The 22,853-nt window shown below is 38.5% G+C and carries 20 protein-coding genes and 1 rRNA gene; 16 read left to right on the forward strand and 5 right to left on the reverse strand.

Annotation, left to right across the window (positions count from 1 at the left end; translation table 11 throughout):
• Positions 1-87 (forward strand): 5S ribosomal RNA (gene rrf, locus FHT21_RS00005); the annotation flags it as partial.
• A gap of 375 nt (positions 88-462) precedes the next feature.
• Positions 463-2,223: a S8 family serine peptidase gene (locus FHT21_RS00010; RefSeq protein ID WP_347878494.1), complete on the forward strand. Its 1,761-nt coding sequence runs from the start codon at positions 463-465 to the stop codon at positions 2,221-2,223.
• Between the two features lie 24 nt (positions 2,224-2,247).
• On the opposite strand, the gene FHT21_RS00015 is transcribed toward FHT21_RS00010, so the two are convergent.
• From FHT21_RS00015 to FHT21_RS00030, 4 genes are all read right to left on the reverse strand, one after another.
• Complete coding sequence (locus FHT21_RS00015) at positions 2,248-3,030, reverse strand: polysaccharide deacetylase family protein (protein WP_167292725.1); 783 nt, start codon at positions 3,028-3,030, stop codon at positions 2,248-2,250.
• A 1-nt stretch (position 3,031) separates the two neighbouring features.
• Entirely contained in the window at positions 3,032-3,964 is a 933-nt protein-coding gene (locus FHT21_RS00020; RefSeq protein ID WP_167292726.1) for a glycosyltransferase family 2 protein, read from the reverse strand.
• A complete protein-coding gene (locus tag FHT21_RS00025) occupies positions 3,957-5,144 on the reverse strand; it encodes a glycosyltransferase family 87 protein (protein WP_167292727.1) in 1,188 nt (395 codons plus the stop codon). Before FHT21_RS00025 ends, FHT21_RS00020 begins: the two co-directional genes overlap by 8 nt.
• Positions 5,145-5,437: 293 nt before the next feature.
• The gene (locus tag FHT21_RS00030; protein WP_167292728.1) at positions 5,438-6,073 is read right to left on the reverse strand and encodes a Crp/Fnr family transcriptional regulator; all 636 of its coding nucleotides are present in this window, start codon (positions 6,071-6,073) and stop codon (positions 5,438-5,440) included.
• 613 nt (positions 6,074-6,686) lie between these two features.
• Between FHT21_RS00030 and FHT21_RS00035 the strand changes: the two genes are divergently transcribed.
• The 7 genes from FHT21_RS00035 (at position 6,687) to FHT21_RS00065 (ending at position 14,235) form a co-directional block, all read left to right on the forward strand.
• Positions 6,687-6,764: a potassium-transporting ATPase subunit F gene (locus tag FHT21_RS00035; protein ID WP_082035969.1), complete on the forward strand. Its 78-nt coding sequence runs from the start codon at positions 6,687-6,689 to the stop codon at positions 6,762-6,764.
• A gap of 38 nt (positions 6,765-6,802) precedes the next feature.
• On the forward strand, positions 6,803-8,521 hold the full coding sequence (gene kdpA, locus FHT21_RS00040; RefSeq protein WP_167292729.1) for a potassium-transporting ATPase subunit KdpA: 1,719 nt from the start codon (positions 6,803-6,805) through the stop codon (positions 8,519-8,521).
• Between the two features lie 91 nt (positions 8,522-8,612).
• Positions 8,613-10,640, forward strand: a complete 2,028-nt coding sequence (gene kdpB, locus FHT21_RS00045; protein WP_167292731.1) for a potassium-transporting ATPase subunit KdpB — start codon at positions 8,613-8,615, stop codon at positions 10,638-10,640.
• A 102-nt stretch (positions 10,641-10,742) separates the two neighbouring features.
• Positions 10,743-11,306: a K(+)-transporting ATPase subunit C gene (locus tag FHT21_RS00050; protein ID WP_167292733.1), complete on the forward strand. Its 564-nt coding sequence runs from the start codon at positions 10,743-10,745 to the stop codon at positions 11,304-11,306.
• A 305-nt stretch (positions 11,307-11,611) separates the two neighbouring features.
• Positions 11,612-12,682 carry a porin gene (locus FHT21_RS00055; protein WP_167292735.1) on the forward strand — a complete coding sequence of 357 codons (1,071 nt, stop codon included), beginning with the start codon at positions 11,612-11,614 and terminating at the stop codon, positions 12,680-12,682.
• Positions 12,683-12,850: 168 nt separating this feature from the next.
• Positions 12,851-13,099, forward strand: coding sequence for a hypothetical protein (locus tag FHT21_RS00060; protein WP_167292737.1), 249 nt, complete (start codon positions 12,851-12,853; stop codon positions 13,097-13,099).
• A 5-nt stretch (positions 13,100-13,104) separates the two neighbouring features.
• The gene (locus FHT21_RS00065) at positions 13,105-14,235 is read left to right on the forward strand and encodes a sensor protein KdpD (RefSeq protein ID WP_167292739.1); all 1,131 of its coding nucleotides are present in this window, start codon (positions 13,105-13,107) and stop codon (positions 14,233-14,235) included.
• 254 nt (positions 14,236-14,489) lie between these two features.
• Here the strand turns inward: FHT21_RS00065 and FHT21_RS00070 are convergent, their stop codons facing one another.
• Positions 14,490-15,230, reverse strand: a complete 741-nt coding sequence (locus FHT21_RS00070; RefSeq protein ID WP_167292741.1) for an SDR family oxidoreductase — start codon at positions 15,228-15,230, stop codon at positions 14,490-14,492.
• 120 nt (positions 15,231-15,350) lie between these two features.
• Between FHT21_RS00070 and FHT21_RS00075 the strand changes: the two genes are divergently transcribed.
• The 7 genes from FHT21_RS00075 (at position 15,351) to FHT21_RS00105 (ending at position 22,803) form a co-directional block, all read left to right on the forward strand.
• Positions 15,351-15,926 carry a Crp/Fnr family transcriptional regulator gene (locus FHT21_RS00075; protein WP_167292743.1) on the forward strand — a complete coding sequence of 192 codons (576 nt, stop codon included), beginning with the start codon at positions 15,351-15,353 and terminating at the stop codon, positions 15,924-15,926.
• Positions 15,927-16,249: 323 nt separating this feature from the next.
• A complete protein-coding gene (locus FHT21_RS00080) occupies positions 16,250-17,044 on the forward strand; it encodes an SDR family oxidoreductase (RefSeq protein WP_167292744.1) in 795 nt (264 codons plus the stop codon).
• A gap of 162 nt (positions 17,045-17,206) precedes the next feature.
• A complete protein-coding gene (locus FHT21_RS00085; RefSeq protein WP_167292746.1) occupies positions 17,207-18,301 on the forward strand; it encodes a hypothetical protein in 1,095 nt (364 codons plus the stop codon).
• Between the two features lie 126 nt (positions 18,302-18,427).
• Entirely contained in the window at positions 18,428-19,030 is a 603-nt protein-coding gene (locus FHT21_RS00090; protein ID WP_208398841.1) for an RNA polymerase sigma-70 factor, read from the forward strand.
• A 10-nt stretch (positions 19,031-19,040) separates the two neighbouring features.
• Positions 19,041-20,000 (forward strand): FecR family protein, encoded by a 960-nt coding sequence (locus FHT21_RS00095; RefSeq protein ID WP_167292748.1) that lies wholly within the window; start codon positions 19,041-19,043, stop codon positions 19,998-20,000.
• Entirely contained in the window at positions 20,000-21,736 is a 1,737-nt protein-coding gene (locus FHT21_RS00100; RefSeq protein WP_167292750.1) for an STN and carboxypeptidase regulatory-like domain-containing protein, read from the forward strand. Before FHT21_RS00095 ends, FHT21_RS00100 begins: the two co-directional genes overlap by 1 nt.
• A 461-nt stretch (positions 21,737-22,197) precedes the next feature.
• Positions 22,198-22,803, forward strand: coding sequence for a YdeI/OmpD-associated family protein (locus FHT21_RS00105; RefSeq protein WP_167292752.1), 606 nt, complete (start codon positions 22,198-22,200; stop codon positions 22,801-22,803).
• Positions 22,804-22,853: the final 50 nt, after the last annotated feature.

The following is a 22,853-nucleotide window of genomic DNA, read 5'->3' on the forward strand; positions in this document are numbered from 1 at the left end:
ACCTCTTCCCATTCCGAACAGAGAAGTTAAGCCCACCAGAGCCGATGGTACTGCGGTAACACGTGGGAGAGTAGGTCGGTGCCAAATCTTAAAAGGAACCCTTCAGCAGAAATGCAGGAGGGTTTTCTTTGTTTAAGGCCTTTCTGTAGCCGCACCTGTCCCCGTTTCAGCATTGAGCAGCGGAGAAAAGTTAAGGGGTTTGTTCCTACAGGTTACGCCGATCTTTGCAGCGCATATTCCATCTTCCCTTTACACTTCCGCCCTAAGTGCAATAGCCCTGATGGGAGTGGGCACGGAGCCGATCCTTCATTGGCGGAGTAAAACGGACAGCAGGACGGGACCCAAACTAAAGGCTACTGCCACTGCGCTCCTAAAACTCTTGTTAAAAGATGTGAAATCTTTCATTCAGAAAGTAATAAAACCGTATTATTGCAGTATTACGTACATATTATGATGATAAATGTGAATCTCAAGAAATTAACTTTTCTTGCTTTTATTTTGTGTGTAAATTTTGGCGTTTTTGCTCAAAGTAAAAACGTACAACTCCCAGCAAATTGGTTTAACCTCGATTTAATAGAGAATGGATATTTTGGCATCAGCACGGAGAAAGCCTATCGTGAGCTTTTAAAAGATAAAAAACCTAAAGAAAACATTATTGTAGCAGTAATTGATGGTGGAGTAGATACTAATCACCCCGATTTGCAAGGTGTTTTATGGACGAATAAAAAGGAAATCCCAGGAAATGGAATAGACGATGACGGTAATGGTTATATTGATGATATTCATGGCTGGAACTTTATTGGTTCTAAAAAAGGCAATCTAGAGTTCGATAATTTAGAATTGGTTCGTTTGTTAAGAATTTATACGCCAAAATATCAATCAACAACTAATTTAACTCCTTTAGACAGTACGCAAAAGGAAGAATTTAAACTATATAAGAAAATGGTTGGCGATTTCGGTAAGAAATATGAAGATGCCAGCAATACCTTTTCAGTTCTGATTGCTATTAACAAAGTTTTAGATTCTGTGGCGAAGATTAATAGAAAAGAAATCCCAACGATGGATGACATTGATCGATATAAAGCTGATGATGAAACTGAAGAGCAGGTAAAAACAATCATCAGAAAAGGAGCTAAAGAAGATGGCAGTTTCGAGAAGTTTTATAAGAATATAAAGGAAGGATATAAGCAGTACGATGCGATGTTAAAGTATAACTTAAATCCTAAATACGATAGGCGTGCCGAACTGGTTGGCGATGATTATGGCAATTCTTATCAAAAAGATTATGGGAACAACGATGTAAAAGGTCCGGATGCTTTTCATGGTACACACGTATCAGGAATTATTGGCGCCGACCGTACCAATTCGATAGGTATTTTGGGCGTAGCCAATAGTGTGAGCATTATGGCCATTAGGGTGGTACCCACAGGTGATGAACGTGATAAAGATGTGGCAAATGGTATCAGATACGCTGTAGATAATGGTGCCAAGGTGATTAATATGAGTTTTGGTAAAAGTTATAAATGGGATAAAAAAGCGGTAGACTCGGCGGTAAAATATGCAGAACTTAAAGGTGTATTATTGGTGCATGCCGCTGGAAACGACAACCAGAATAATGATATCGACGAGAATTACCCTAATAAGTTTTTTGACGGTAAAGCGGCTGAAGCTTATAAAGAAGCCCATAAAAAACCAAACAAGCCTGATTTTACACTGCCTAAGCCTATGACACAAAATAACGGAATGGGGGTGAGGCCATCTTATGATCGATCTACATTAGTAAAGCCTGTATCTATTGACTCAGCAAAGTTTAACCTGCCTCATGCCAATAATTGGATTGAAGTAGGCGCAAGTGCTTATAAAGATGATGATAATCTGAAAGCCGATTTCTCTAATTATGGTAAATATAGTGTTGATGTTTTTGCGCCCGGATTTTTAATCAACTCAACCGTTCCTGATAACAAATATGAAGAGGCTGATGGGACAAGTATGGCCTCTCCTGTTGTGGCAGGCTTGGCTGCATTAATTTTAAGCTATTACCCAGATTTAAAACCAGCGCAGTTAAGAGAGATTATCATAAAATCGGTTTCGAAAGTAACACACAAGGTAAAATATAAAAATGAAAGAGGTGAAAACACCCGTGTGCCTTTTAGCGAAATATGTGTGAGCGGAGGTATTGTTAATGCATACAATGCCTTAAAATTGGCCGAAACATATAAATAGTTATCAGTTTACAATTAAAAGTTATCAGTTTGGAGAAATAGTACGAATAAATTCCTGAAAGGTCCCGAATGGATAATTTTTGCTCTTCATCCACGAAATGAGAATTTCCATACGATCGATCATTTTTCTACCTGTATTCTTCCTTACATAACCTGGGAAACCAAAGCGTTCGAAATCATTTAAATCGGTAAATTCCCAAGGGTGGAAATAGATATTCAGGTATTTATCTTTTTTATAAGTCCAGCTGGCTAATATTCTGTAAATGCTTAAAGGCAGATTATGAAAAGACAACCAAAATAGGGGGAACCTAATTAAGGGGCTTACTGAAGCTGGAATCTGCAACACATTATTTTTAATGAAGTGTGTTCTGGAAATATTAAAATTATTATATCGCCCAGGCAAATAGGTTGGGTTAATGGAAGTATTATAAGTATATCCGGCCCTTTCAATTTCCTTTTCGTCAACAGGCATCATTCTCGCCATGCGGTAACCTGTAATTTCTTTGCTAGAAAGTTCTTCGAGCTTTAGCTTTGACTGAAGCAAATGTTCGGGCTTAAAATCAGAATGATAATAACCATGAGAGGCAAGTTCGTGCCCCGTATCGGTAATCCGTTTAATCAGATCGGGAATATTTTCTGCAAAAGTAACGGTACAAAAAAACGTTGCCTTTATCTCGTATTTATCCAAAATGTCTAAAATGGCAATGGTACCTGCTCTCGAAATAGCAATCTGATCTTCGAAAGAAATATCTTTTCCATATTCAAAAGGCATATCAAACTCTTCGATATCAAAACTTAACAATACCATTTTATTTTTGCTGAATATTGGTTGAACGGATAATGTAATTTGGGCGGTTTTTAGACTGCATAAACATTTTACCTACATAAATGCCTATAATGCCCAAGATAATGAGTTGTAACCCTCCAAAAAAAACAATGGTCATAATTACTGATGCCCAACCAGAAACTTCTACATGGTTTACAAATGCATAAATAATGTAAGGGATGTACAGTACAGAGGCAAAAGACAAAGTGAAACCAAGATAAACTGCCGAATACAACGGTTTTATACTGAAAGAGGTAACGCCGTGCAAGGCCAGCCTCAGCATTTTTTTAAATGTATATTTGCTGTTTCCCGAAAAACGTGCTGCCGGGTTGTAGCGAATGGCAAACTGCTTAAAGCCAAGCCACTTTACCAAACCACGCAAAAAGGGCTCATTTTCATGGAAATTCCTGAAAACACTAACAACTTTTTGATCAAGTAAACGGAAATCGGCAGCGCCTGCTTCGAGATCAATATCCGATAGCCAGTTTAAGGTTTTATAGAATAAGTTTGATGAGCTTCTTTTTCCTTTTGATAAATTCTTATCCTCTTCCCTTATGGTGTACACCACTTCGAAACCTTCCTGCCATTTTTGTAACATTTCCGGAATCAGTTCTGGAGGATGTTGCATATCACAATCCATAGAAATTACACAATCGCCAAAAGCGTGGTCCATACCCGCCTTAACCGCCAGTTGGTGGCCAAAATTTTTAGAGAACTCGAGGAAAAATATATTTTCTGCTGTTGAAGCATAATCCTTTATTTTTTCGAGCGTATGATCGGAACTTCCATCATCAATCAGGATAATTTCATAACCATAATCGATGGTCGAAAAAACTTTTTTAATACTTTCGGCTATTACAAAAATATTATCGGCTTCGTTGTAAGCAGGGATTACTATAGAAACTAATTTACTCATTATCGGCAATCAGATAAGACTCAAAATCTTCTTTCATCATTTGATAAATTATAGTTAGCCAAATGATAACGCAAGGTAGGGCTTTAAGCGAATATAGACGAATAAATTCTTTAACCGGTCTGGGAAAAATATCGGTTGGCGATAGGCTGGTTAATACAAATGCAAAAACAAACAACGCTATTATCCACCCTTTTTTTGGGTTTTGCTGCACCATAAACCAAATGGCAACACCTGCAAAAGCTATAATATAGGTTGGCGATTCGGAACCGCTGCTAAATATCACCGTAAAAATAAGTGTCGATGCCAGTAACATTAACCTAAAGCCGAGGTATTTATATTGCCTAATCCGTAGATAAGGTAAACCAAATAATATAACACCAACCAATAAAAAGGGGGTATTCGGAATATTTATATTACCTGTTGTCCGCCTTACTATGCCCATCAAAGAAATATCTTGAAAGGAGGTTAATGATGCATTTAAATCATTTTTATGCGCAAGGGAATAATACCAATCGCTGTATGATTGGATTACAAAGGCCGGCGACGAAATAGCCATTGGCAAGGCAAATAGTGCCGCAAAGGCAATAAAACAACCAACGATGAATTTTAATTTATTCTTGCTAAAAAAGAAAAATGCCAGTCCAACAATTCCATATAATTTAACCAAAGTACCAAAAGCAATAAAAAAGGCAGACTGTATTTCTTTCTTTTTAAGGAGATAAGAAAAACTGAGTAAAATAATTCCAGTTAAGGCAATATTAAACTGAAAACTAAAGAGTGCAGTTAAAGCTTCGTGTGCACAGATCCATGCAATGATAGTACGTTTGTTTAACGATACAGGAAGACTATAAATTCCCCAAAGCAAAATCAATACATTGGCCACATTCCAAAGCACTGCGCCCAAACCATCGGGGAGCAATGCAAAAGGAGCGATAAGGACGGAAAATAAAGGCCCGTAATGGTTGCTGTCTAAATATTCCGGATAGTTATTGTATAAATTTTGCAGATCTACCGTGTGCCAATATACGTATTTGAAAATCAGATAGTTGTTGTAAGTATGATGGTGGTACTGTTTATAACCTGCAACAATAGCCAAGAGAAGGTAAACGGCAATTACGCACTCCTTTTTTAATAGAAATGAGAATAGTTTGTTAAGATTAGCGTTTTTTGAATTGTTCATTATGATTTAGCGCCGCAATATAACTATTTTAACAGTCTGCATAATCATCTATTCTTTTAACGATTCTCTTAGAAAAATACAAAAGCGCATGCTTTACCTTTTAACTTGTCCAACTTTTTGGGCTTCAGTTCCAGTTTTTATCGTGGCTTTAAAGTCTAATTTCAATCATTTATTATCTCTTATCTGTTGGCGACCAACAGGCCTTTCGCTTGATCTTTGATGCTTATAAAAATAAAGTTTTTTCGTATGCCAACAGGTACCAAACTAAATTAAAGGGTTTTATCCACTACTTTTTATATTGAAGCAAGAGATCCACGATTTTCGGCTTTATGCAGCTCTTTGCTTCTAATCCTGCTTAAAGTTTCTAATCTCATTCCCAAATAACTTGCCAAATAGCGGAGTGGTATTTTGTTTAAGTCTACTTTTCTGCTCGCTGCCAGCTTTTGGTACCGCCGCAATGCATTGGGTATTCTGGCCAGTATCGATCTTTCTGATGCAGCATAATAGTGTAGCGCCAGCAGTTTTCGCCCGATAATATTGGCCTCTTCGAAATGGGAATATGCATAGTCGATTAGCGTATAAGGAATACGGATCAGCTCGCAATCTTCTAACGCCTGTAAATATTCTATAGAGTGATTGGATTGTAAATCAGGGTGGCGAATGGCCCCTACAATATTATTTCCAAAGCAAAACCAGGTGGTAATATCTTTGGTGTCGTCTTTTATGAAGCCACGAACAATGCCACTTTTTACAAAGTAAAGTGATGCATTACTATCAACAGGGGAAACAATATGTTTATTCTTTCTGATTGTAACTAATGAGCAATGTTTTTCGTATTGTGCAATAAGGTTATCGGATAGCTCATGGTATTGTTCCATATACTGGATAAGTGGCCGTACAAAAGAACTGTTGTTGTTAGAATTGAGCATAACATGATAAAGTTTTAGTTTCAAAAGTGATCTTTTTTTGATAAAGAATCATCTAACAATTATAATATACAAAATAATCTGGAAGTTGTATTTAAATTATTAAAAGATTCTTCATTGCATGCAGAATGATAAGTATTATCTCTAGTTATCATCCTGGGGCCACGAAAGATCTCTAAGCGATGAAATACAGCAGCGAAACTACATATTTTAAAGCTATAGTTTCATAAGCAATTGCATCCTTCTAGTTTTATCGTCTCGCTAAGACTTTAGTTCTTGCCATGGAAACTTGGAACACGCAATTACATGATGGGGGCTTAACGAGGTGTTAAGACCAAAGTTTAGTCGGGGTAATGAGGGGATTAATTTTTCCCAAATGAAAAAAACCTTTCCAAAATGGAAAGGTTTTTTTTTGCTTCATTTTTATTTATGTAAAATTATTTGTTTAACTTGTTGTTTATCAGGTGTTTGTTTGTGTGATGTCTTTTGTGGTATAAGAGTTGGCAATTGGCCTGTAAAATCATTACAATCATGACAATATTACTTTTTTTAATTCTCGTTCTGCTCTGCTGGGCTACTTACAAATCAATCGACTGGTTCGAAAAAATCTAACATTATGATCGCATTATTTATTATCGCCATCGCCGTATTTATCTATATGATCTACGTGCTGATCAAACCCGAAAAATTTTAATCTTTTCTCCTTACGGAACGCAATTAACAAATCAAAAAATGAACACCGAATTAACAGGCATTATCGCCACCTTCCTGCTCACCCTGGTCATCGCAATACCATTGGGTAAATACCTGGCTAAGGTTTTTGCGGGAGAAAAAGTCTGGACAGATTTTTTAAAACCATTGGAAACTGGTATTTACAAGCTTTCCGGAATCAATATTAAAGAGCAGATGAACTGGAAACAGCAGTTAAAAGCACTGCTTACCATTAATATACTATGGTTATTTTATGGTTTTTTTGTACTTATTTTTCAGAATAAGCTTCCATTCAATCCAGATGGAAATCCTGGGATGACACCAGATCTTGCTTTTAACACCGTTATCAGTTTTGTTGCCAACTGTAATTTGCAACATTATTCCGGTGAAAGTGGCGTAAGTTATCTTACCCAGCAATATGTGCTCATGTTTCTTCAGTTTGTGAGTGCAGCTACAGGTATTGCAGCTGCGGTAGTCCTTTTTAAAGCTTTTAGAGATAAAACAACAACTGAACTTGGTAATTTCTGGGAATTTTTTGTAAAATCTATCACCCGTTTATTGTTGCCATTATCTTTAGTGATGGCCTTGATCTTGACTTTTAACGGTACGCCTGCAAGTTATGAGGGAAAAGATAAATTTATCTCCCTACAAGGAGACACGGTTAATGTTTCGAGGGGACCAGCAGCCCAAATGATTGCTATTAAACATTTGGGCACAAATGGCGGAGGTTATTTTGGAGCCAATTCAGCACACCCTTTTGAAAACCCAAGCTACTTTACCAATATGGTTGAAATGATTGCACAAACCATTATTCCTTTAGCGATGATCATTGCCTTTGGTTATTTCATCCGCAGAAAAAAACTAGCCTGGACCATTTTTGGGGTAATGACCATTGGTTTGTTCATGCTACTACTACCCACTTTAAGTTCAGAATTAGGTGGAAATCCGGCCCTGGCCAAAATGGGTATCGCTCAAACTACCGGAGCTATGGAAGGTAAAGAAGTGCGTTTTGGTCCGGCAGCTACGGCTTATTGGAGTACATTGACCACCGTAATTTCTACCGGATCGGTAAACGGTATGCACGATAGTACCATGCCTTTAACCGGATTATGGCAATTGTTGGCCATGATGATCAATTCATTCTACGGGGGCTGTGGTGTTGGTTTATTGAATTATTTCATTTACCTGATTGTTGCCGTATTTATTTCAGGCTTGATGGTTGGTAGAACGCCGGAGTTTCTTGGGCATAAAGTAGAAGCCAGAGAGATTAAAATTGCGGCCATTATCACTTTGTTGAGTCCATTTTTGATCCTGGCAGGAACTGCAATTGCAAGTTACATCTTCACTAATCATGGCAATGCTGCATGGGCTGTTCAGCCTAAAAGCTGGCTTAATAACCCTGGTTTCCATGGGTTTTCAGAAATGTTGTACGAAATGACTTCATCAAATGCCAACAATGGCTCAGGGTTTGAAGGATTAGGCGATAACAATATCTTTTGGAATCTATCTGCGGGGATTGTGATTTTCTTAGGCCGTTTCTTGCCGATTATTGGCCCGGTTGCCATCGCTGGATTATTAGGCGCTAAAAAATTTATACCTGAATCAGCCGGTACGCTTAAAACAGATACCAAAACCTTTGCACTGATGACTTTTGCGGTGATCATCGTGTTAAATGCACTTTCTTATTTCCCTGCCCTGGCTTTAGGCCCGTTGGCAGAATATTTTACTATGCTTAAATAATAAGAATTGTCACCAATAAACTTAGGATGACAAACCATACCATAATCTGTGAAATCGATTAAATCTGAGAAATCACATAATAAATAAAAAAATGAAACCCAATAATAAATTGTTCGAACCTGCCTTGGTGCAGACCGCACTAAAAGAATCTTTCATCAAGCTTGATCCAAGGGTAATGGTACGAAACCCGGTGATGTTTACCGTAGAAATCGGAACGCTGGTAATGGCTTATGTTACCATATACTCTTTCAGCCATAACGGGCAGGGATCGCCTTTATACAATTTCTTTATCTTTTTAGTTTTATTGCTTACCGTACTGTTTGCAAACTTTGCCGAAGCCATTGCCGAAGCAAGGGGTAAAGCACAAGCTGATAGCCTTCGTAAAACAAGAGAAGAAACACCAGCTAAAGTGCTTTTAGCAAACGGAACCATCGAGATCCGTTCATCAAACCAGTTAAAAAAAGGTGATGTGTTTATTTGTGAAACCGGCGATACCATTCCTACTGATGGAGAGATTATTGAAGGTATTGCGACTATCGACGAATCGGCCATTACAGGTGAGTCTGCCCCTGTAATCCGTGAATCAGGAGGTGATAAATCTTCGGTAACCGGAGGTACAAAAGTTTTATCAGATGAGATTAAAGTTCAGGTGAGTACTGCTCCCGGAGAAAGTTTTTTAGATAAAATGATTGCTTTGGTTGAAGGTGCATCACGTCAGAAAACACCAAATGAAATTGCTTTAACCATTTTACTGGCCAGTTTTACTTTGGTATTCATCATTGTATGCGTAACCTTGAAACCTTTTGCCGATTATGCCAATACACCGATAACCATTGCGGCATTGATTTCTCTTTTTGTCTGTCTGATTCCAACAACCATCGGCGGACTTTTATCTGCCATTGGTATAGCCGGAATGGACAGGGCATTAAGAGCCAATGTAATTACCAAATCGGGTAAAGCGGTAGAAACTGCAGGCGATATTGATGTGTTGCTGTTAGACAAGACCGGAACCATCACCATTGGTAACCGTAAAGCCACCAATTTTTATCCAACTACAGGGCTAAACATTAAAGCTTTTACCGATGCCTGCGTACTAAGCTCGTTGGCAGATGAAACCCCAGAAGGAAAATCGATTGTTGAACTGGCTGCTGAGCAGGGTATCAAATCTCCCGGAACACCAGAAGGATCTACATTCATCAAATTTACCGCCGAAACCCGCTCAAGTGGCTTAGATACAGCCGACGGGAGAAGGATTAGAAAGGGTGCTTTCGATTCGATCAGGAATATAGTTGAAAAAGCTGGAAATATTTTCCCTTCCGACATTGAAAATCATGTGAAAACTATTGCTACCAATGGAGGAACACCACTTGTGGTTTCTGAAAATGAAAAAGCCCTTGGCGTAATTGAGTTGCAGGATATTATTAAACCTGGCATCAGCGAACGTTTTGAACGCTTGAGGAAAATGGGCGTGAAAACAGTAATGGTTACTGGTGATAATCCATTGACTGCTAAATATATTGCAGAGAAAGCTGGTGTTGATGATTTTATTGCAGAGGCTAAACCTGAAGATAAAATGAACTACATCAAAGATGAGCAAACAATGGGTAAACTGGTAGCAATGATGGGCGATGGTACCAATGATGCCCCAGCTTTGGCCCAGGCCGACGTGGGTGTAGCGATGAACAGTGGAACACAGGCTGCAAAAGAGGCAGGTAATATGGTTGATTTGGATAACGACCCAACCAAATTGATCGAGATTGTGGAAATTGGTAAACAATTGTTGATTACCCGTGGTACACTCACTACTTTTTCCATCGCAAATGATGTGGCCAAGTATTTTGCCATTGTTCCGGCGTTGTTTATTGCGTCTATACCAGCTTTGCAAAGCTTGAACATTATGGGCTTGCATTCGCCAGAATCAGCTATTATGTCGGCTGTTATTTTTAATGCCATTATTATTCCAATCCTGATTCCGCTAGCATTAAAAGGGGTTGCCTATAAACCTATCGGTGCAACTGCTTTATTACGTAGAAACCTATTTATATATGGTATTGGTGGTGTAGTAGCTCCGTTTATAGGCATTAAAATAATCGATTTATTGGTCGGTTTATTTGTATAAAATTTTCGTCATTCCCGCGTAGGCGGGAATCGTAATGCAGGCGCTTTAAGATTCTCAATCAAGTTGGGAATGACGAATCGAATAAGAATTTAAAAAAATATTATGAAAAAGTACATTATTCAATCTATCCGCTTAACCCTAGTCCTATTGGTACTGTTATGCGTAGTATATCCTATCAGTGTAGCCCTTATCGGTAAAATGTCTAAAGGGCACGGTGGAGGAGAAAAAATCACCAAAAACGGTAAAACCGTAGGGTATGCATTATTGGGTCAGTCGTTTACCAAACCTCAATATTTCTGGGGAAGACCATCAGCTGTGGCCTACAATGCAGCAGGTTCTGCAGGTTCTAACAAGGGACCATCTAATCCCGATTATTTAAAAGAAGTACAGTCGCGTATCGATACCTTATTGAAATATAATCCGGGCATTAAAAAATCAGATATCCCTGCCGATATGGTTACCGCATCAGGAAGCGGACTTGATCCAAATATTTCGGAACAAGGTGCCGCCATTCAGATCCAGAGGGTTGCCGCTGCCCGTAAAATCGATGTTAAAAAAGTGAAAGAACTTGTAGCTATGAATACCCTGAAACCATTTATGGGTGTTTTTGGTCCCTCATCGGTAAATGTGCTAAAATTAAATCTTGCCCTTGATGAGCTTAATTAACAGAAATCGTCATTGCGAGAAGGCTTTTTCAGCCGACGAAGCAATCTTTATCGCAATGGTCGCTAGCATGAAAGATTGCTTCGTCGTTCCTCCTCGCAATGACGACATTTCTTAGGTATCTGTTATCCTGAGCTTGTCGAAAGACAAAAAGTTGTTCTTTTTAATGATTAAAGGTCTTCTACAAACTCAGATTGACAACAATTTAAGTAAACAATTTCCCAAACAATAACAATGGTAACGTTTTAAGGTCTGGTGTCAACAAGCCAGGGCCTTAGGCTTTGCCCAATACGAAACAATCAGATAAAATGAAAAAAATACTGTTACTTGCTGCTACACTTACAACAGGATTCTTTGCTAAAGCACAAGAAGAACCAAAAATTAAAGTAAGCGGTTATCTTGAAGCCTATTACGGATACGATTTTAATAAACCTGCAGACCATAACCGCCCAGGCTTTATTTATTCCCACAACCGCGCAAACGAAGTAAACCTGAACCTTGGTTTTATCAAGGCAGCTTACGATAGTGGAAATATCCGCGCCAATTTAGCGGTAATGGCCGGAACTTATGCCAATGCCAATCTTACTGCTGAGCCAGGAGTTTTGAAAAATATCTTTGAGGCCAATGCAGGTGTGAAATTATCCAAAACAGAAAATCTTTGGATTGATGCCGGAATCTTTTCTTCGCACATCGGTTTCGAAAGTGCGGTTTCGAAAGATTGCTGGGTGCTTACCCGAAATATTTCTTCAGAAAATACACCTTACTATGAATCGGGTGCGAAAATTACTTATGGTACCAAAGATGGTAAATTTACGGCTACCGCATTGTACTTAAACGGATGGCAGCGCATTACCCGCCAGAATGGAAATAATAAACCTGCAGGCGGACTTCAGCTAACCTGGAAACCAACAGACAAGATCACGGTAAACTATAGTAATTATCTTGGAACTGAAGGTGCTGATTCGGTTAGGGTAAACAGGTTTTACCACAACGTTTATGGTATCTTTCAGGTTACTGATAAATTTGGTGTAACCCTTGGATTTGACTATGGAACTCAACAGAAACAAAAAGGCAGTGATGATAAAAACGAGGTGATCTCACCTGTGGCAATACTTCAATATAAATTTGCACCTAAATGGGCTGTTGCCGGAAGATTTGAATATTATGAAGATAAAAACGGGGTTTTTATTGCAACAGGCACGCCACAAGGTTTCAAAACCAAAGGTTATTCCTTAAATCTTGATTACTCGCCAATAGCCAATGCCGTTGTACGGCTGGAAGGAAAAGCCTATGATAGTAAAGATAAAATTTTTGCAAGAGAGGGGGCAGCGGTTAATGCCAATGCTAGCCTAACAGCAAGTATTGCGGTATCGTTTTAATACGTGGTTCGTCATTCCCAACTTAATTGGTAATGACGATTACTCATTAAGATTTGTCAATCCTGAGCTTGTCGAAGAACTAGCCAAAATGTATGGTAAAGCGTTTCGACAGGCTCTCCGTAGGAGTCCTTTGGACAACGTGACTAGAATAATTTTAATATTAAAAGAATGCATCCTTATATAGAAATATTGTTCAGTCTGTTTTTAGCAACCTCTGGAATGCTGATGATCAGAAAACTCAGTTCATTAAAAAGGAGAAGAACATCCAACGTAAAGAACAGTTATGCAACAGAAAAACAGATCAAACTGATTTCCAAAAAGATTTCACTTAAATTTACGATGGTTTTATTCACCCTTATTATGATTGTTGCCATCACCATATTAATAGAAAAAGGAATAATGACTGTTACCTGGTAAAGATCATGGAAGAAGAACAAAAGGAAGAATCGGTTAAACACTTTTTAGATCTGGTTAAAAAATCCAGGCGTGGAAAGCTCAAAATCTATATCGGCATGAGTGCTGGTGTGGGTAAAACTTATCGTATGCTTCAGGAATCGCATGCACTGCTGCGAAATGGCGTAGATATTTGCATCGGTTATGTTGAAACCCACAAAAGGGCAGAAACAGAGGCCCTCGTTGCCGGCCTTCCTGTTATTCCAAGGCGCAAAATTTTCTATCGGGGTAAGGAAATCGAAGAGATGGATCTTAAAGGAATCATAAACCGCCATCCGGAGATTGTTATTGTCGATGAACTTGCCCATACCAATGCCGAGGGCAGCAAAAACACCAAACGCTGGCAGGATGTTTTCGATCTGCTTGAGGCAGGGATCAGCGTAATCTCGGCCGTAAATATTCAGCACCTGGAAAGCATTAATGAAGAAATTGAGCAGATTACGGGTATAGCCGTTACCGAACGCATCCCAGATAAGATACTGGAAATTGCCGATGAAATCGTAAACATCGACCTTACGGCCGACGAATTGGTTACCCGCCTTAAAGAGGGTAAAATTTACGATCAATCTAAAATCGAAAGGGCATTGGGCAATTTTTTTCAGTCAGATAAAATTCTTCAGCTGCGCGAGTTGGCCTTAAAAGAGGTGGTACACCAGGTAGAGCGGAAAATCCAGACCGAAATTCCCAAATCGATTAAACTTAGGCCCGAACGCTTTTTGGCCTGTATTTCTTCTAATGCCGAAACTGCAGGAGTGGTAATCCGGAAAACAGCAAGACTGGCTTCGTATTACCGATCACCTTGGATCGTGCTGTATGTGCAGAGCGATAGTGAAAGCATGGAACGCATTAAACTGGATAAGCAACGCCATCTGATTAACCATTTTAAACTGGCTACCGAGCTTGGGGCCGAAGTGATCAAAGTGAAAAGTAATGCGATAACCAAAACCATCATTGATATTGCAAACGAAAAAGAAATTACGACCATTTGTATTGGCAAACCCCATCTTAATATTTTTCAGGTTATTATGCGTACTGCGGTTTTTAATGGTTTATTGAAAAATTTAGCAATGAAAGACATCGATCTGGTGATTCTATCTTAAATAAAAATGACTGATCACATCATTCTCGAATAATCAAAACCATATCCCTTTATATTGGGTTGAAATATTAGCACTAATAACACAGCAAATTGTATGATATTTTGGAGTTGTGAAAAGTCGTCATCTCGATCCGAGCGCTATCGGATGAAACGTAATGGAATGAGGAGATTTTCAATAGATTTAGCTTCGCTAAGCACTACCTGGTTTCCAGACAGCGTTGCACCCCGATCGAAATGACGATTTTTTATTGTGGTTTATACCAGTACCGAACCACCATCTACCACAATTACTTGCCCTGTACCGTATTGTTGTTTCATGGTGTATAAAAATGCCTGTGCAATATCGCTGGCTTCTCCAACGCGCTTTACAGGTAAACGTTCACCTACACCAACATAGAGGTTATTTCTATCCTCATCGCTCATGCTGTTCCATAAATTGGTTTTAACCACACCTGGCGATACCGAATTTATACGTACTGGTGCCAGTTCTACAGCCATTGCACGGGTAAAACCTTCCATGGCGCCACAAATACTGGCCGCTACACCCCAGCCGGCACTTGGTCTTGGGCTGGCAATACCTCCTGTTAAATTAATAGAACCGCCTGCCTTAATCTTCTTTGCTGCATATTTAACTGCAGCAAAAGCACCCCAATACCTTAATGTAAAAAACTGACGGGCATCATCCAGATCAGTTTCATTAATCGTATTCAATACCATATTTTCGCCTGCGGTATATACCAGGTGATCGAAAGGTTCGACTGAATTAAAAAACTGTTTGATGTTTTCTTCTTTGCTCAGATCTATGGCAAAGCCTTTGCAGTTTTCGGGTAAGGATCTTAATGCTTCATTAATCCTGTTTTCATTACCGGAAACAATTACCACTTTTGCACCATCGTGTGCTGCGGCCTGTGCGGTTGCAAAACCTAGGCCTGAGCTTCCACCTAATATGATCACTGTTTTTCCATGCAGTGTAAATTCATTTGCTTTTATTTTCATGATGTTGTAAATTGAAGTGCAAATTTTAAGATATCAATAACCAATTCACTTACCAATTGGTAAAAACGGTCTGAGCTTGTATTTTTGTTCAACTCAATTCCATACCATATATAAATCCCAATGCCGAACAAACTTATCTGCTACCTGAAACTGTATCATCAAATTTCGGCAGAAGAAGAACAGTATATTGTAAAAGCCTTTAATCCCAAAATGTTTAAAGAAGGAGAAGCGCTCTCACAGCCAGGCAGTATTAGTAAAGAACTTTTTTTTATTGTTGATGGCGTACTCCGGATTGTTATCCGAAATGAAAAGGGGAATGAAGTGACCCATTATTTTTTAAAGGAAAATCAGTTTTGTACGATATTGAATAGTTTCCATAAGCAGATACCGGCAGAAGAGTGTATACAAGCAGCCTGCAATTGTGAAGTTTTAGGCATTAGCAGAGCAGCACTTTTGAAACTTTATGAACAGATACCATATCTTAAAACACTTATTGATCAGATTACACAACAAGCTTTAATAGACAAGATCAATATCCGAAATGCCTATTTGGGGCAGGATTCTGCTAATAGATACCGGTTGTTTATTGCCCGTCAGGCCGATATTGCCCTGCGCGTATCATTAACAGATGTGGCTTCTTATTTGGGCATCACGCCACAATCTTTATCCAGGATCAGAAGGCAGATCAATAGCTAGTTATTATCTTCACTAATTACAAGGTCTCTTTTTAACAGCAGATGAAACATGATCTACTGTGCCTGTTACATAAACGTAAATCAACTAACAAATCAGGGATACCTTTATGGATAAGAAAATATGTTTATTGGAAATGATAAGGGAGGCTATTTTGGCATTTCTTGCTTTAACCTGTCCCTGTTCAAAAGTAATATCCGATTATTTTAGTCTTGCCATTCATTTTAGCATATTCCTATGACACTTTTTAGCCAGAAAATTGTTCAATTTATATCACCCACATAGCAATATAAATTTTATCGTAAACATTATTTAAAAATCAAAGAATGGATTTACAGTTAAAGAATAAAACAGCTTTTATAAGCGGTTCTACCGCTGGTATAGGATTCGCAATTGCCGAAAGTTTATTAAAAGAAGGTGTAAAAGTAATTATCAATGGCCGGTCGCAAAGCAGCGTAGACGATGCCGTGAAATCGTTGCAAGGTATTGCCGGGAACGAATTTATTTCGGGCATTGCCGCTGATTTTTCGAAAGCCGATGAGGTAAATAACCTGATCGATAAACTTCCGGAGATAGATATACTGATTAATAATGCAGGCATTTTTGAACCTAAAGCTTTTGAAGAGATCAGCGACGAAGACTGGTTTAGGTTTTTCGAAGTCAACGTTATGAGCGGAATCAGGTTGTCGCGGCAGCTATTTCCTAAAATGTTAAAGAAAAACTGGGGGAGGATTATTTTTATCTCCAGTGAATCGGCTGTATTTATCCCGGATGAAATGATCCACTATGGTATGACTAAAACGGCACAACTGGCAGTTAGCCGTGGCTTGGCAGAATTAACTCAAGGTACCGAGGTAACTGTCAATTCAATTTTGCCCGGCCCTACAAAATCAAAAGGGGTTGGCGGTTTTATTGAAGATTTAGCCAAAAATGGAAATATTACCATTGCTGAGGTAGAAGCCGATTTCTTTAAAAACATGCGGCCTACTTCATTATTGCAACGCTTTCTTGATGTGAGTGAAATTGCAAATGCAGTTACTTTTTATGTAAGTCCGTTAGCCTCGGGAACCAATGGGGCTGCCATTAGGGTAGAAGGCGGTTTAGTGAGATCGATATTGTAGTATGTTATAGCTGATTTGGGAGCCTATAGGTACGCTAATGAACTTTTAATTTTTAGACGCTAAAAAAGACTTCTAATAATAATGATGTGCAAAAAATATATTTTTTTGCTGCAGATAGGGGTAAGTGTTGTATTTGTTGTCTCATTTTAAAATTAGACAGAAATGAATACAACTTCGACAAAAATTAAAAACAGCTTTGCAACAAACATCAACTTCAAAAAAGCATCTGGTGTTAAAACATTGGGTTTAGCGATATTATTAAGCACAGGTTTAAATAGTTTTGCACAGGAAGGTAAAAAGGGGAAAGTAAATATTGGTTTGGTATATCCGGTAAGCACAAACGGAACCCATGCAGCGCTAGATACAAATGTATTTTCTTTAAATGCTTTGGTTGGTGTTTCGGCAGCAGAAAAAGGGCTCTCATTTGCAGGCCTTTCCAATATTGTGCGTAAAAATGCAAGCGGTACACAGTTCGCAGGTTTTTCCAACCACATTGGTGGCAAAACAAGTGGTGCACAGTTTGCGGGTTTTATCAATACTTATGGTGGAGGGAATGGGGCGGCCATTGCCGGTTTCGCCAATATCTCAAAAGAAAACAGCGGTGCACAGGTAGCTGGTTTTATGAACTGGACTTTGAAAAATGTTTCTGCCGTGCAGGTTGGTGGTTTTATGAATAAAGCGGGCGATGTAAAAGGATCGCAAATTGCAGGTTTTATCAATGTAGCAAAGAAAGTAAAAGGCGTTCAGCTTGCCGGTTTTATTAACGTGGCCGATAGCAGCGATTATCCGATTGGGATTATCAATATTGTTAAAAACGGTGAGAAAAGTATTGCTTTAACCACCAACCAGAATTTAACTACCATGGCTACATTCAGATCGGGCGGGAAAGTATTATACGGTATTATTGGGGTTGGTTATAACTTCAAAAATAAAGATGAGGTTTATGCTTTCGAAGCAGGTTTAGGTGCTCACTTTTTTCAATCAGAACATTTTAGGTTAAATGCAGAACTTACCGCGGGTTCATTGCAAAACTTTAAACGGGGCAATTATTTCAAATCTACCTTCCAGTTACTACCATCACTTAGGATAGGCCAAAATTTAGAAATTTTTGCAGGGCCATCGTTCAATTTTGTGTCAACCAATACCGAAGAGGGAAAAAACTTACAGAAACACTATGTAAAAAGCTGGGACAGAAAAGACAATACCTTACATGCCCTATTTTTAGGTTATACAGGTGGTTTGGCCATTAGTTTTTAGATAGGTGAATGATTGAATGACTGAGTTTTGGATGATTGAATTTTAAGTGATCGATTTTAATATTCTCTCATTCCATCCTTCTCCCTCAATCACTAATTCTCTCATTAAATTATTAAAAATATATATTTGACTACAATTAAACCCGTGGAATTAACAGCAGTAGCTTCCGAAATTAGCCATCAATACCATGATGATACCGCATTTGAACATTTGTTCAAAACGCATTACAATGCGCTGCATGCTTATGCTCAGGTGATTTTAAAGGATGAAGATGTTGCTGAGGAAATTGTACAGGGAATGTTCTTGAAGTTTTGGGAAAAAAGGGAAAACCTTAAAATACAATCTATAAAAGCATACCTCTACAAATGTGTTTACAACGATAGTTTAAACTATATTAAACAGGAAAAAACCAAAAGCAAATACCAGGAATTTACGGTACACACCATGAATACAGAACATGAACCTGCCGCTGCAAAAGTTGAGTTTTCAGAGCTACAGCAGCATTTAAGAGATGCCCTGAATCATTTACCCGAGCAATGCCGCACCATTTTCCAAATGAGCAGGTTCGAAGAATTGAAATACCGCGAAATTGCCGATCATTTAGGTCTATCAATAAAAACGGTAGAAAATCAAATGGGAAAGGCTTTAAGGATTTTAAGACTAAAACTTGCCGATTTCCTGGTGTTTATTTTACTCGGATTATGGTATTACAACGATTTTTTTAATTAGAAGAAAGCACATGACTGATGAATTATTGATAAAGGTTCTTCTAAAAGAAAGTACTATAGAAGAAAACGAAAAGGTAGAAAAGTGGCTAAATGCTGCTGAGGCCAATAAAAAACATTTCTTGCAGTTAGAAACCATCTGGAACGTAAGCAACACCCTAAAAAACGAAAACAAAAGGGATGAAGAACAGGCATGGGCAAGTTTTAAGACAAGAAGGGCAGATTTAAAACCAGGGGGCGACAATATTAAGCCATTAAATCTTGGTAAGATTTGGCTAAGGATAGCTGCGGTATTGTTTATTGCGGTGGGCGGTTGGGTGGCGTATAGTTTATACAGTAGCGGAAATTATACTGAACTCGCGGCTACCAACCAGGTGCGCACCGAAACCTTGCCCGATGGATCGGCCCTTACCTTAAACAAGAATTCTAAAATAAGTTATGCTGCTAACTTTAAAAACAACAGAAAACTGAAATTGGAACAAGGTGATGTATTTTTTGATGTAGCTAAAGATAAAATCCATCCTTTTGTTATCGACATTGAAAAAATCAGTGTAGAAGTGGTAGGTACCTCGTTCAACATTAAGCATATAAAAAAGGATACCGAAATTAACGTAGAAACCGGGATTGTGAAGGTTCGCCTGGCCAACAATGAAATTAAGCTTTATAAGGGCGAAAAGATCCATATCGACGGTAATACCAGCAAACTGGTAAAAGAACAAAGTACCGATCAGCTTTACAACTATTATCGTAGTAATCTGTTTCAGGCGAATAACATTGCTTTATCCAAACTGGTGATTACCTTGAACGAGGCTTATGGAAGCAACATCACTTTAGATGAAAAGATTAAGGGTTTAACCATTAATACCACTTTAAAAATGGGATCGATAAACCAGAATCTTGAAATTATCTGCCAAACCTTCAATTTACAGTTATCCCGTAACGGCAACAGCATTTTGTTGTCTGCTAAAAAATAATGAAGACAAAACTGATTATCTTATTGCTCTTTATTTCGGGCTATTGCAGCGCACAGGTTACCACCGTTGATTATAGAAGGAATTTATCAAAAGGAGTAAGTTTAAATGTTAAGCAGGAACGGATTGGCAATGTTTTGCAGATGATAAGCAAAGCTGGCGGATTCTATTTTTCTTACAACGGAGTATTATTCCGACAGGATAGCCTGGTTAACCTGAATGTGAAAAATGTTCCGGTGCGCGAGGTTTTAGATCAGCTATTTGATGGTAAGGTAGATTATAAAGAAAATGCCGAATACATTATTCTTCGTTATGCCGTAAATCATTTAACAATAGAAGCAGAGCACATTGCTAATGGTGAAAATGAATATGCAATAAGCGGTTATGTAGTTGATACCAGAACCGGAAATAAAGTTAAACAGGCCAGTGTTTACGAAAAAAAACTGCTTCAGGCTGCGCTTACAGATAATAATGGTTATTTTACCTTGCGTTTTAAAGGCGAGCACAGTGGCGTAATTTTAACGGCAAGTAAAGAAACCTATCGCGATACAGCCCTGGTTTTTTTGGCTGACATCAATATAAAGCCCGGGAAATACGAAGATCCAGATAAGGAGAAGGGCGCATTTTTTACCAACACTTTTGGAGGAAGGGGAATATGGCGTTTTTTGCTCTCCTCAAAGCAACGTATCCAGAATCTGAATATTCCTGATTTTTTGGCACAGACACCTTTTCAGGCATCGTTTACACCTGGCTTAAGCTCGCATGGCAGCATGAGTTCGAGTGTAGTAAACAAGGTATCTTTAAATATACTTGGTGGTTATACTGCAGGAACAAATGGCTTTGAAATAGCGGGGGCGTTTAATTTAACCAAAGGTGATATTAAAAAGATTCAGGTAGCAGGTTTATTCAATGTAGTGGGCGGATCAGTAAAAGGCACTCAATTTTCGGGTGCTTACAACGATGTAAATAGGAATGTAGATGGTTTACAGGTGTCCGGTTTGTTGAACAGGGTAGAAAATAAGGTAAGGGGAGTACAATTGGCGGGGGTTGGTAACCTCTCGGGCAAAGATGTTAAAGGAGCGCAGGTAGCCGGACTGATTAATGTGAGCAAAAATACCACAGGGGTTCAGTTGGCAGGCGTATTGAATAAAACATCGGGCCGTTTAAAGGGTATGCAGCTTGCCGGATTGGTTAACCATGCTCAAAATATGGACGGTTTTCAACTTGGTGTGGTAAATCTGGCCGATTCATCATCAGGCATCAGTATTGGGTTGATCAACCTATCCAATAATGGCTACCGCAAAATAGTGGTCTATAGCAATGAGGTAATCAATACCAACATCGCCTTTAAAACCGGAAATGCCAAATTATACACCTTATTAATTGCAGGTAAAAACTTTTCTGATACTGCCCGTGCATTTACTTTTGGATTAGGCCTTGGTCATGATTTTATATTAAACAAACGCTTCTCTATCGCCGCCGAAGGAACGATCCAATCTATATATATCGGTAATTTTGAAGAAGCAAACAACCTGTACAGGCTACAGGCAAATCTGCAGTTTAACGCTTTCTCGATGCTTGCCATCTTTGCCGGACCTGCCTATTCGTATTACGTAAAAGGAGAAGCTGTTCCCAGTGAAAATTATAAAAAGGAATTAGCTCCTGCCTGGCAGCACAGCTTTAAAAACGGTGCCCAGGGTTGGTTAGGCTGGAACTTTGGTTTTATGTTTTCTCTATAGATCGTTTATTTTACCGATTTATGGCTTCAATTAATTAAATGGCTATATTTGATTACCAATTTTATTCTTATGTTATTATTCGCTGTTCCATTATATTTTATTGCGTTTTTTGGCTGGATCGCTTACACTGCCTTGATTAAGAAAAATTTGAAACAAAATATGCCAATGTTTTATTTTGGAGGTGTATTTAGCTTGATCTGGATTGTGATTATAACGATTGTCTATATTTAAATACTCCAATCATTATAAAAAGGATTGGACTCCTGCTTTCGTCATTATTTTAGAGAAATCAATTATCCAGATAAAGATGGAGAGCTGTCGCCTCAAACTGAATGAAAATTGTTTTCAAAGGTTTTTATAAAAGATAAAATCACCACTGCCATAAGGTTGTCACTATACCCTGCTAAATTTGCTACATAGTTTGAATAATTTATGTACAATCTGTTCTGGAAAATTATTTTATGGATTGCGAAATAGTGGAAAACAAAGTAAAGAATATAGAAACTTTTTGCCCTGCCAACATCAAAGAATGGCGGGATTGGTTAGCCGCCCATCATGAGCTTAAATCATCTGTTTGGCTTGTTTATGGTAAAAAGGGTTCTGGTTTGCCAAGCCTTACCTGGAGCGAAGCTGTAGATGAAGCTCTTTGTTTTGGCTGGATAGACAGTATAAAAAAGCCCATCGATAGTGAGCGGTTTATGCAGTTTTTTTGTAAACGGAAACCCAATAGCGTTTGGTCGAAAATCAATAAAGAAAAGGTAAAGCATCTACTGGCACAAGATCTTATCGCAAAAGCAGGTTTAGAAACCATTAAAAGGGCAAAACAAAATGGGTCATGGATAGCTTTAGATACAGTAGAAACACTTAAAATACCTAAAGATTTAGCCTTAGCATTTAAAAACAGTAAAGACGCAAAGATTTTTTTTCTTGGCTTAAGTAAATCGACTAAGAAAGCCATTCTGCAATGGATCGTAATGGCAAAAAAAGCAGAAACCCGGCAAAACAGAATTCTTGAACTCGTAAAATCTTCATCAGAAAACGTATTGCCAAAGCAATTTCTCCGCTAATGGGCAAGCCATCTAAATGAACTGTTTAGTTAAATACCTACATTTTTAAA

The organism is Pedobacter sp. SG908 (assembly GCF_011759615.1).
GTDB lineage: Bacteria > Bacteroidota > Bacteroidia > Sphingobacteriales > Sphingobacteriaceae > Pedobacter > Pedobacter riviphilus.